At 46.7% G+C, this 12,456-nt stretch carries 10 protein-coding genes; 8 read left to right on the forward strand and 2 right to left on the reverse strand.

The window, feature by feature from the left end:
- Positions 1-155 precede the first annotated feature (155 nt).
- The 6 genes from IPG31_10480 to IPG31_10505 all read left to right on the forward strand — a co-directional run bounded on the left by IPG31_10480 (position 156) and on the right by IPG31_10505 (position 8,526).
- Positions 156-347 (forward strand): hypothetical protein, encoded by a 192-nt coding sequence (locus IPG31_10480; GenBank protein MBK6618751.1) that lies wholly within the window; start codon positions 156-158, stop codon positions 345-347.
- A 507-nt stretch (positions 348-854) separates the two neighbouring features.
- Entirely contained in the window at positions 855-1,538 is a 684-nt protein-coding gene (rpe, locus tag IPG31_10485) for a ribulose-phosphate 3-epimerase (GenBank protein ID MBK6618752.1), read from the forward strand.
- Positions 1,539-1,591: 53 nt separating this feature from the next.
- Positions 1,592-2,275, forward strand: coding sequence for a phosphoglycolate phosphatase (locus IPG31_10490; GenBank protein ID MBK6618753.1), 684 nt, complete (start codon positions 1,592-1,594; stop codon positions 2,273-2,275).
- Positions 2,276-2,328: 53 nt separating this feature from the next.
- Entirely contained in the window at positions 2,329-3,813 is a 1,485-nt protein-coding gene (locus tag IPG31_10495; GenBank protein ID MBK6618754.1) for an anthranilate synthase component I, read from the forward strand.
- A 123-nt stretch (positions 3,814-3,936) separates the two neighbouring features.
- Positions 3,937-7,728, forward strand: a complete 3,792-nt coding sequence (locus IPG31_10500) for a PIG-L family deacetylase (GenBank protein MBK6618755.1) — start codon at positions 3,937-3,939, stop codon at positions 7,726-7,728.
- Positions 7,729-7,731: 3 nt separating this feature from the next.
- Positions 7,732-8,526: a hypothetical protein gene (locus IPG31_10505; protein MBK6618756.1), complete on the forward strand. Its 795-nt coding sequence runs from the start codon at positions 7,732-7,734 to the stop codon at positions 8,524-8,526.
- A 37-nt stretch (positions 8,527-8,563) separates the two neighbouring features.
- Here IPG31_10505 and IPG31_10510 read toward each other — a convergent pair whose 3' ends face one another.
- Positions 8,564-10,402 (reverse strand): GNAT family N-acetyltransferase, encoded by a 1,839-nt coding sequence (locus IPG31_10510; protein ID MBK6618757.1) that lies wholly within the window; start codon positions 10,400-10,402, stop codon positions 8,564-8,566.
- Positions 10,389-11,639, reverse strand: coding sequence for an ABC transporter ATP-binding protein (locus IPG31_10515; protein ID MBK6618758.1), 1,251 nt, complete (start codon positions 11,637-11,639; stop codon positions 10,389-10,391). Before IPG31_10515 ends, IPG31_10510 begins: the two co-directional genes overlap by 14 nt.
- A 20-nt stretch (positions 11,640-11,659) precedes the next feature.
- Between IPG31_10515 and IPG31_10520 the strand changes: the two genes are divergently transcribed.
- Complete coding sequence (locus IPG31_10520; GenBank protein MBK6618759.1) at positions 11,660-11,815, forward strand: hypothetical protein; 156 nt, start codon at positions 11,660-11,662, stop codon at positions 11,813-11,815.
- A 419-nt stretch (positions 11,816-12,234) separates the two neighbouring features.
- Positions 12,235-12,408, forward strand: a complete 174-nt coding sequence (locus IPG31_10525) for a hypothetical protein (GenBank protein MBK6618760.1) — start codon at positions 12,235-12,237, stop codon at positions 12,406-12,408.
- Positions 12,409-12,456 lie beyond the last annotated feature (48 nt).

The raw sequence follows: 12,456 nt of genomic DNA on the forward strand, positions 1-12,456 counted from the left end.
TGAAAAATTTGCTACTGATACGATACCGGGTTCCTTAATCGATTTTTTGATCGATTATCGCCGTGTTTGACAATTGAGCCAGCTTTCAGTAGATTCAGTCCGTAGGGAAAAGGTATTTATTTTTCCTATACCCTAATCAACTTGAGGAAAAAACTATGAAGTATGTATATTTATTGATTGCATGCACGACTATTGCATTAAGTGCATGCGAGGAGAAAAAAAGCCTTGATGGACACTCAATGGAAAAACCACCTCCCTCTGCTTTTATGGAACGCGATTCTGCCCCTGATTTCGACAAGACTGAGGAAGCGACGGAAGACACGTCTTCACCAGAAGAAAAGAATTAATCCTAAATCCTATTTAGGAAGCATGTAGCAGCATCGCATTACGGCGACAGTTTACTAAATGCGCCAATTATGCCACATCATATTGTCGGCATGGCTTGCTCACCTCGTATTGTAAGACCCCGTTATTTGGTTCAAAGGATTAGATCGAAAAGTTAACGGCAATGGCTGGCCGTTAACTTAAGGCGAAGAAACGCGGTCCCAAGAAAGCAAAAGGCGGGAGCTAAGTATATTTAGTAAACTGCCACCATAATTTCCGCTCGCTGTCAGGTAAGCCTCGTCCGGCGTGTGATATCCCAATGACTGATGCATCTGCGTTGTATGGTAGAAAGTAACGTACTCTGTCAGAACAAGTATTAAAGCGCACCCAGCCATTGTTGCATACCCTTTCAGGTAAATATCTTCGTGCCTGGCACTGCGCCAGGGCTCTTCCACGAAGTTTGGCGCGTTGTTACCGCTACCAGCAGAATTACAGTTAAAATAGACGCTTTTTACTTGAGGTCAGAAATCATGTTTCAAATCGCACCCAGTATCCTTTCAGCAAACTTCGCCAAGCTGGGGGAGGAGATCACCCAGGTGCTCGACGCCGGCGCCGACATCATTCATTTTGATGTGATGGATAACCATTATGTACCTAACCTGACTATTGGTCCGCTGGTATGCGAAGCTATCCGTCCATTGACCAAGGCGGTCATCGATGTGCATCTGATGGTTGAGCCGGTTGATCGAATCATTCCAGATTTTGCCAAAGCGGGCGCCAATATTATTTCTTTTCATCCAGAAGCTTCCCGTCATATCGACCGCACGATCGGACTGATCAAGGAACAGGGTTGCAAGGCTGGCCTGGTGTTTAACCCGGCCACTCCTCTGTCGTATCTCGATCATGTGCTGGACAAGATTGATCTGGTGCTGATTATGTCGGTTAATCCCGGTTTTGGTGGGCAATCCTTCATTCCGGAGGCACTCAATAAATTGCGGCTTACCCGGGAACGTATCAATGCCAGTGGTCGCAGCATTCTGCTGGAAATCGATGGGGGGGTGAAGGTGGATAATATTGCGCAGATTGCGCGTGCTGGTGCAGATACATTTGTTGCGGGTTCCGCCATTTTTGGTGCGGGCAGGGATAGCGATCCACATCGCTATGATAGCGTCATTGCAGCCCTGCGTGCAGAATTGGCCAAAGCGACTTCATAACTCTAATTGTATCCATGCACATGAATACTCAAAGTGGCTCGTCAGCAAGTGCGATGCGGTTTCCGATAGCAGTGCGGATCGTTATTATCGACCTGGATGGCACGCTGCTCGATACCGCAGAAGATCTGGCGGAGGCCGCCAATGAGATGTTGCGCGAGCTACAGCGGGAAACGTTACCGTTATCCGCCATTCAACACTTTATCGGCAAGGGCGTGCCTCGGCTCGTCAAACGAACATTGACCAACAGTCTGGATGGTGAGCCTGATCCGGAGCTATTCGCGCAGGCGCTGCCCATATATGAACGCTGCTATGCCAGACACCTGCATGTTCATACGCGCCCCTATCCTGATGTCATCACCGGGCTTGATCGTCTCAAACAGAATGGCTTTCATCTGATCTGCATCACCAATAAAGCAGAAGCCTTTACTCTGCCGTTATTGCGCGCAGCCGGCCTGCTGGATTATTTTGAACTGGTTCTGTCTGGTGACAGCCTGCCTCGCTGCAAACCTGACCCTCTGCCGCTTCTGCACGCTTGTGAACAATTTAAAGTTTTACCCGAATCCGCACTGCTGATCGGCGATTCGCTGAATGATGCCCTTGCCGCAAGGGCAGCTGGCTGTCATGTTTTTTGTGTTCCTTATGGCTACAATGAAGGACGCGATGTGCGCGAACTGGATTGTGATGCTGTTGTCAGCTCGATTCTTGAAGCAGCCGGATGTATTACTCTGTCCCGCTAACGTATCCGCGAATAAACGGATGCAATCACCATGTCAGACCCTAATCACCATTCATGAATCAATGTTTGACTGAAAATGAGTTCAGCGCATTGGCGTTGCAGGGCTACAACCGAATTCCACTGGTGCTGCAAACCTTCGCCGATCTTGATACGCCACTCTCTGTTTATCTCAAGCTTGCCAATCAACCCTACTCCTATCTGCTTGAATCAGTAGTAGGTGGCGAACGTTTTGGACGCTACTCGGTAATTGGCCTCCCGGCCAGAACCCGGCTTGAAGCCTATGATAATCTCGTGCAGACGGTTTCGGGCAGTATAACCAGCAAATTTGATACTGATAATGCGCTTGATTATATTGAAACATTCCTTGCAAAATTCAAGGTTGCGCCCAATGCGGCATTGCCACGATTTGGCGGAGGTCTGGCGGGTTATTTTGGCTACGACAGTGTGCGCTACATTGAGCCCCGCCTGGCAGGGCAGGCACAACCAAACACACTGCACACCCCGGACGTTTTGTTGCTGCTATCGGAAGAAGTGGTGGTGGTAGATAATCTTTCTGGCAAGCTCTATCTGATTATCTATGCTGATCCAGCGCAACAGAATGCCTATCAGCTTGGCATCAATCGGCTAAAGGAACTGCTCGCAAAATTACGCCTGGCGCTCCCTATTCCTGATGAAAAACCGAGTGATTCTCAGCCTGCCAGCTGTGAATTTCACGAACAGGATTTTCTCGCCGCAGTGGAGAAAGCCAAGCAATACATCATCGAAGGCGACATCATGCAGGTGGTGCTTTCACAACGCACAAGCAAACCTTATGCAGCGTCACCACTGGCGTTATACCGGGCGCTGCGCAGTCTCAATCCTTCTCCCTACATGTTTTATTACCATTTGGGAGATTTTCATATCGTCGGTGCTTCACCTGAAATTCTGGTCAGACTGGAAAATGATATCGTTACCGTGCGCCCTATTGCGGGAACCCGGCCGCGTGGGCAGAATGCGGAGCAGGATCAGGTACTGGCGACGGAACTGCTGGCTGATCCGAAAGAGCGCGCGGAACACATCATGTTGATGGATCTCGGACGTAATGACATCGGGCGGGTGGCGCAGACCGGCACGGTAAAGGTAACCGAAAATATGCAAATCGAGCGTTACTCACACGTCATGCATATTGTTTCCAATGTGGAAGGCAAGCTCAAACCGGGTTTGAACGCCATCGACGTGTTGCGTGCAACCTTTCCCGCCGGGACGGTCAGTGGCGCGCCAAAAGTACGCGCCATGCAGATCATCGACGAGCTGGAGATTTCCAAACGCGGCATTTACGCCGGTGCGGTTGGCTACCTCGGTTTTAATGGCGATCTTGATCTGGCGATTGCGATACGCACCGGCGTGATCAAGGACGGGTGGCTGCATGTTCAGGCTGGCGCCGGTATTGTAGCGGACTCCATTCCTCAAAATGAATGGGTTGAAACACAAAATAAGGCAAAAGCGTTATTGCGCGCCGCAGAAATCGCCGAACATGGGCTTGACAGCAGAATCGACTAAATTGATGCGGGTCAGTCGCTGACAAACGTTCCAGATTGACATACCGGGCCGATTCCAGGATGGCATAATTAAAATACGGTATCGCTCGATGTAAAATATTTAGACCAGATACTGAGAAAACGCTTGGAAAATCTACTCGTACCTAATCATTCCGTAACAGAAATTTCCTGCACCTGTGCGCTTATCTTTGCGCCACACCCCGACGATGAAGTATTTGGCTGCGGTGGGGCTATTATGCGTCATATTGAACATGGTGCTGCCGTCCATGTCATTATTGTTACTGATGGCGGGTATGACATCAGTGAAGATCAAGCTGATAGTTATATATCGCAGCGCCAAAATGAAAGTATCGCCGCAGCCGAAATTCTCGGTTATGGCAAGCCGCTTTTCTGGAACTATCCAGATCGACAGATTCACTATGATGAAAAACTGATTCAGGAAATTCTGACGGCAATTCGTGAAACAGGTGCTGATTTGGTTTATGCGCCATCTGTATTTGAAATGCACCCGGATCACCGCATGCTGGCAATGGCTGTCATCGAAGCTGTCCGGCGTATTGGCTCAAATATACGCGTTGCTTTGTATGAAGTTGGTATTCCACTTCGCCCCAACCTTCTGCTCGATATCAGTGAGGTGGTAGCGCGCAAAGCTGCTGCCATGAAATGTTTTATCTCACAAAATACCAGGCAGCGTTACGATCTTCATATCGCATCACTGAATCATTATCGGACCTATACGCTCCCGGCAAAGGTCGAGGCAGCTGAAGCTTATATCCTTCTTTCCGCAGAAGAAATGGCGAGTGATCCGCTCAAGTTATATCAATCCGAGCATACCCGACAAAAATCACTGGGTGTTCCACTGGATAGCAAGGATCTTCCCTTGATAAGCGTCATTATTCGTAGCATGGATCGAGCTACGTTATCCGATGCGCTGGATTCCGTTGCATTGCAGACTTATCCGAATATCGAAGTGGTGGTCGTAAATGCGATAGGGGGGACACATCGTGAAATTAGCGAATGGTGCGGAAGATTTCCATTGAGGATATTCGGTTCAGGCAGGCCATTAAAACGCAGCCATGCGGCAAATTGTGGCTTGGATCTTGCGAGGGGCGAATATTGCATTTTTCTGGATGATGATGATTTTTTTGACCCAGATCATATTGCCAATCTGATCGAGTCTTTGAAAAATGCGCGAAACCATTTGGCTGCCTATACTGGAGTGAGAATTGAAGGTGAAGCGGGAATAATTTCCGGAGTTTTTAACCAGTCCTTTTCTGCAGCCCGATTGATGGCAGGGAACTTTATTCCCATCCATGCCGTACTTTTCAAGCGTATTTTGGTTGAGCAGGGTTGCAGGTTCGACGAAAATCTTGACAGCTACGAAGACTGGGATTTCTGGCTTCAAGTTGCCCGGAAAACTGATTTTGTGCACTCAGAAAAGGTAAGTGCCGCCTACCGTGTACAGCTCGGTAGCTCCGGCATGTCGCAGCCTTTGACGCATAATTTGCCGCTACAGCGACAATTTCGTTTGCAGGTATGGAAAAAGTGGTGGCGCAGATGGACAGCAGACGATTTCGATCATCTCGTGGCGGATTTTCACCAGCAACTTATTTTGCTGCAGCAACAATTGGGACGTTCCGCCCATTCAGAAAATGAATTACGGTGCCTGCTCGCAGAAAAGGAACGATTGCAAGCTGAGCACGAAGTGCGGATCGTTACCCTTAACCAAACGGTGTTCGAAAACGAAGAGCGCATCGCCACGCTTAACCAAACCCTTAACCAAGTGGTGTCCGAAAACGAGAAGCAAATCGCGGCGCTTAACCAAACGACGTCCGAACGCAATGAGCAGATTATGCAACTGAGATCCACTGTTGCGGAAATTTTTGATTCAAGAAGCTGGAAGCTGACAGCGCCTGTTCGTTTTTTTAGTCAAACAACACGAAAAATTTTGCAATACGGAAAACCCGTATCCCATTTAGCCCTTCAATACTATCGCCGCGAATCAGGTTATAAACTCTTGCGACGTATTTTTAGCATCTTACGTAACGAGGGCCTAAACGGAATAAGGTGGCGTTTGAGGGCACTTCACAAAAACCACGAGGCAATTACTCCCAGATTAAAGGCCAAACCAGCAGCGAGATTAGAAAAACACCACTACCTGCCGCTTTCAACCATTGACATCACGAAATACGACTATTTCTTCTTCGATGTATTTGATACTGCAATCAGTCGGTTTTTTAAAAAACCAACTGATATATTTGAATATATCTCGTTCAGAACAAAAACCCCCGATTTTCATTTGAGACGAATTCAGCAGGAAGCAGAAACTCGCAAGCAGTATAAGGATCGCAAAGAAATCAGCATCCTTGAGATTTATAACAACTTGCCAGGCGACTCAATTGAAGCAGAAATTTCAGCAGAGCTTAAATTCTGCGTGGCTCACCCGGAAGTCTATGACTTTTATTTAAAACTACTGGATGCCGGAAAGAAAGTATATTTTGTTTCGGATATGTATCTGGACAAAGAGACCGTCTCCAGAATTCTGAATGAGAATGGGTTTTGCACTTATGAAGGTGTATATGTTTCATCGGAAGATGATCTATTGAAGGGTGATGGCAGCAGATTTGAATGGCTGAAAAAGAATATTCCTGAAAGTATCGGTTCTACCATTCACATTGGAGACAACCGTATTTCCGATTTTTCACAGCCACAAGCCCATGGATTTGACGCATTCCATTTTATGGAGCACGACGTATATTATCGGCAAGATTCATTTCTGTATTCCAAAGTAGACTTTCTCAATTCGAAGCACAGTCTTGGTTTGTCTTTCTTACTCGCTACTTTCCGCTACTGGAAATCAGGCTTTCACGATCAGCCACCTGATTATTGGAGCCAATTTGGCTTCTTGTACGGTGGGGCGCTGATATCTGCTTTCTGCGGTTTTATCCATGAACAGCTTGCGAGCCGAAAATTATCGTGCGATAAAATCTACTTTCTTGCGCGCGATGGTGACATCATGAGCCAGGTATACCAATTGCTTTATGATGACGTCCAAGCTGCGTATTTAATGGCTTCCCGCCGCTGCATGCTTTTCCCTTCGCTCAAGAGCCTGACACATGCGGATGATGAGGAAGCACTGAAACAATTCATTGGGCCATTGGGCAATGCCAGTGCGAAAGATATTCTGGAACGATTCGGCTATACCGATCTGGATAACCTGGAAGCGGATCTGAAAAACATCGGTCCGGATCCGTCAAAGTGGGCTGAACAAGACATACACACTTGCATTTTGCGACATAAGCAGTCGATTATGGAAAAGGTGGTCTCGGAGCGTGACATGCTTTTTGACTATCTCTCGGAGATGAATTGCTTTGACCAGGATGATATCGTTATTGTCGATGTGGGCTGGGGAGGAAGCATACAAAACTCTCTTGTAAAACTGCTGGAGCTTTGGAATTACCCGGCGAAACGTCTGCATGGAATTTATCTCGGTGTGAATGACGGCGTGGCATACAAGCAGAACAAAACCGGCTTCTTGTTTGAGGGAGATCAGTCACAGTTTCTCGAGTATCTTAATTTGATCGAGCTGATAACCTCGTCTCCCAAAAATGGAGTAGTCCATATTGATTGTATTGACGGGAATTTTGTTCCAGTGACCGGTACAACTAGTGAACATGAGAAAAAACGACAACTTGTTTCAGCGGAAATCCAGAAAGGCATACTCGATTTTGCACACCTGATCAAAAAACACAATATTGATTCCCTGAATTTCATTCATGCGGACGATTTCAAGGCATTATTTGAGTCATTACGAGACTACGCTTCTGAAGAAGATGTTGTTCAATTTGGACAACTGAGACACGCAATAATGATTGGTAACCGCTATACACATCCCGTACTTAATCTGAGAGCTTGATGTATGCACGACATAAAATTGGTGACCGTTTTCATTACCCCGGAAATGTACAGCAGGTTTTTCACATCGAATGCCAATGTTAATGGTTATGATTTAATCAGCATTGATAACCGGCAACTCAATCGTGGCTTGCCCATGATTTATAATGAAGTCATTGAAAATCAAATCAATAATGATTGCTGGCTGTTTTTTGTTCACGAGGATTTCGAAATCAAGTGTGACTTGGCCATAGTAGATAGTTTAGATCCGGAGAACGTCTATGGCACCTTCGGTGTAAATTTTGAACATGATGTACCTGTTGGATATGGAAAACACATTTGTAGCAATAAAGACGGCTCTAATCCACTGGATGCTGGAAATGAAATACCGGATACAGTCAAAGTGCAAACCCTCGATTGCCAGAGTATTCTGGTTCATACATCATTGCTCGCTAAGCATGCGCTCCTTCGCTTTGATGAAAATTTGACATTTGATTTGTATGCAGAAGATTTTTCCATTAACGCGCAGGAAAGGCATGGAATCGATGTAAAAGTATTTCCGCTTAAATTTCAGCACTATTCACATGGTAAAGTAACAGAAAGATATCATGCAGGACTGCGCTATCTGGCAGAAAAATATCCCTCAGTAGGCGTTGCGGGGAGTTGCTCTTTTATTGGCGGAAGGGCCAGTGAATTGGAAAAAAAGTTTACGTACAACATACCCGCAAACCCGAATAGCAATCAATCGACGAGAATTTCTTATACGCTCAAAGGGGTTGCGAGGCGCTTCCGATCACTTTTTCTCTCCATGTTCAAGTGAAGGGTTATATCGTGCCCGCATTAAAAATAAGAGTACTTTATCTAAAATCCATGTCGCCCCCCGTTAACCACCAAAGATCCTGTAATTTTTCCGAATGTAAACCCTGACTCCAGGTTGGCGCAGGAATGGGAATTTCCTGCCCGATTCGACGCCCCCCTGTTTGGGTGAAACAGGGAGCGAAATTTTGGGGAATACGGATAAATACACGTCTTTTCTGATGCATTCCCGTTACTCTCCTGGCATGCGAGATCAACAGTGGCATGACCTGTAATGGACCAATCAAATCCATGATTTCAGTTTCATTTAAATCATGCCGCAAGACGATCAAACCACGAATCTGTCTGTCAATGCGGCCAATGACCAGCAATAGCTGGTAGTGATGGTGCGGATGATCCAGATAGCGATAACGCAGGTAGGCACTGTCCCGCACGCCAATGATGGCATTTTTGAAATCAACAGCCATTTTTTGCCAAAGATTATCAACGGTTGATGTTTGCCAGATGGCGTGCTGCAGATCGATTTCATTGATTCGCGTAAATACATGGGGTGTTCCTGGTTTGGGTTGCCATTCGATCTCCACCATGTTGCCAATCCTGGAATAAAGTCTGAGGCGCTCGGCAACCCGCATTGCGCGATCGTTTGGAAAGCCGTATCCCGTCAGTATGGGTTTGCCGAAGCCGACATAACTTTCCTGGAAGGTTGCCGCCATGAGAAAAAAAGGACCTCTACGAGTTAGAATGCCTCGCTCATCTGAATCAACCATGACATCACCAATCTGAACAGCGGTGATGGTTTGTCCAAATAATAAAGCACTGCGAAGCATGCCTCCGTAATGTGCGATCAGGCGATCATTCCGCCAGACTCCCAGCGCCCGACTGCCATGTTGCCCATATTTCCAATGCCACATCTGAGGAGACATGTCATGGCCAAAAGTTCTGCTGAACAACTGCTGCATTTCTGGCGTGTGTCGGTCGTCAAGTATTCCCACGCGCCATTTGGGAATCGAGGTTTTTTTAAATTTGAGCAGGGCATAACCGAATAAACCGTCAGCATATCGGCGTTGATAATTTTTGTTGGATTCATCCAGTTTGTCCAACGTTTCGCCATCCAGTGACAGCTCTGACATCAGGTAATCCTTGAATTTTGTTGTCAAGCGCAGCAAATGCGTTAAGGTCGGCGCGGCCAGAGTAGATAAATCTATCTGCTCTGTCAGCTTGAACCCCATCCTTTCAGCCAACCGAATCATGTCGTGCAAGGAATGCAGCCCTTCACTGCCTGATTTTTCACGGCGCAAGGAAAACTCATCCATGATCAGGATATCGCCGCCAATCGGCAGTAAATGCAATGCCTGGTTGAAAATCTCCAATGGTTCAATGTATTGCGCTGATTCCTGAAACAGGATGAGATCCCAACTCTCCGGGCTGGCCTGGTAATTCTCGAAATGCTGACAGTCAATGGAAAGATCTTGACCAAACCGTTTATTCAAGATGGCTATTTGTGCGGAATCAGGGGTAATGCCCTGCACTTGATAACCCCGCAGCTTTAGCTCAGCAAACGTGGTTCCCAATCCCACGCCAACTTCCAGAATTTTTTTTGTAGTATCGGGAAGATGTGATAACAGCAAATCCGTTGCAGCCTGTTGTGCTTGCGGAATAGTCACTTCACAATTGTCAAAAATACCATAGTGCAGCGCCTCTACCTGCCCGGTTTCCAGCAGCAACACATGAGCATAGACATTTAATGGGAATGTCAGGTTTTTACAATCCGCCAGATTGATATCCGATGAACGCATCGTATGGCGGCCTGTTCCAGGAACAACATTCGATGTTACCTGACAGGAAGTCTGCTCAAATTTGAGCATGTTATATTTCATCATTAAAAATCCACTGGTGCGCAAGCGCAAAATACCCCTGTAATCGCCCCTGTTGCTGGACGCGTATCGTAGCGATACTCAAGGCTGAATCGTATAAGTGAATGCCGCGCTCACAAAGCAAAAAGACACTGAGCATGTATTCTCCCTTCAGAAGCGGCAGGTTACTGATAACCAAAGAAACCGCGCCATCCCCGTTATCTTTGCGCGACAAAACAATCCCATCCTCGAAAGTTCCCGCGCTGGCCAGTACCCTGCCATCTATCAGATGCAGCGTGATCCCTACGGTTGGGCAGGGAATATGGAGGTCAGAAACAAAACTGACTGAAGCTGAAAGTGTGGATTGTTCGCTACTGGCGATAGCATGGCGACAACATTTGCCGTCAACTTCCACCTGCACACTTTTGAGGCGCGCGTGACCAGATACGGCATGACCTGAGGTAGAAGCTGCCGGCTCATTTTCTGCAAATAACTGTGAAGCAGCACCAATCACCTCATCTTTTGTCTCTTGTTTGTCCAAAAAAGATTGATAAGCCGCTACGACTAACTTGACTTCTCCCTCAGCCATCAATTTTCCTCGATCCAGCCAGATAGCGCGATTACAGAGAGACTCAACCTGAAACAAAGAATGAGAACAAAATAAAATTGTTTTACCCCTATCGCGCAATTGCATGATGCATTCAAAGGATTTTCTGGCAAATGACCCATCACCAACAGATAAGGCTTCATCAATGACCAGAATATCCGGGTCCGTATTGATAGCAATAGAGAAGGCAAGCCGGACATACATGCCGCTGGAGTAAGTCTTGACGGGCTGATCTATAAAATCCCCGATCCCGGAAAAGGTAATTATCGATTCTATTCGTTCACTGATTTGCTGCTGGGTCAGTCCGATAATGGTTGCATTCATCCAGATATTTTCACGCCCGGTGAAATCCGGATTGAAACCTGCCCCTAGTTCGAGTAAGGCGGCCAACCTGCCATGAATAATTATTTCTCCACAGGTGGGCGTCAATGTCCCGCAGATAAGTTGCAAAAGTGTAGATTTTCCAGATCCATTGCGACCAATAATCCCAACGACCTCTCCTGGTGCAATTGATAGATTCAGTTTTTGCAACGCCCAAAATTCTTTGAAAAAATTTCGCTTGCCTCGCCAGAGGAATTGCTTCAAACGATCCCTGGGTTGCGCATACAGGTAGTGGCATTTACCAAGCTCGGCAGCAAGAATGGCATGCGCGCTCATGACGACGAAAGAAAATATGCTTGACTACACAAATTGAATTTATTGTTCATCATAAGGTTAAAACTATCGGCTTTATCCGGCCAGCCTGGGCGGTGAGAATACGCCACACAAAAGGCGTGGCATGGACTACTGTAGGCATGGATTATGCGACACATCCGATTGAAGGGCATCTCTAAAATCCATATTGCATGACAATGCGTTGTGATTCACAAACAATATCGCCTGACCTGTCAATCCTGTGCTGCGTTAATATTTTTCGTCCCTGCCTTGTCTTGTTTAACACGCTGAATTTTTAGAGACGCCCTGAATACTCTGTTGGCTAATCATCTTACCGTGCAATCAAAATAACGGAACTGAGAGGTCCTTATTATACTACTGCCATCGTTGCTGATTGCGCTGGAAGCAGGCGGCAGATTTAAGAACCAACTGCAGCAATGACCTGGCGTAATTTTGGTTTACAGTTTAAAGCCCCAAAATATACTGCTTGTTTATCAATTAATTACTTTTTTTATACCCGATTGATGTCCGGTTTTGGCGTGTTCATACGTCTTATAGAGTGGGAGGGTGTATTTCGAACACACTTATACTTTGAGGAATGAATCAGGATGACCATGCAACGTGCGTTCCGGGTTTGGTTACACCGCTGGGCGGGATTGGCTATAGCAGCTTTCCTGATCGTGGTGGGGTTGACCGGCAGTCAAATCTCGGAGGGATGACACAACTTGATGTCGTTTATTTACAAGCTGCATGCCAGCCTGGCATTGGGTAGCTTCGGTCTCAGCCAACCCCCTGGTAGACGGAAGAGGTGGGCGCGATT

This window comes from Nitrosomonas sp. (assembly GCA_016703745.1).
Lineage (GTDB): Bacteria > Pseudomonadota > Gammaproteobacteria > Burkholderiales > Nitrosomonadaceae > Nitrosomonas.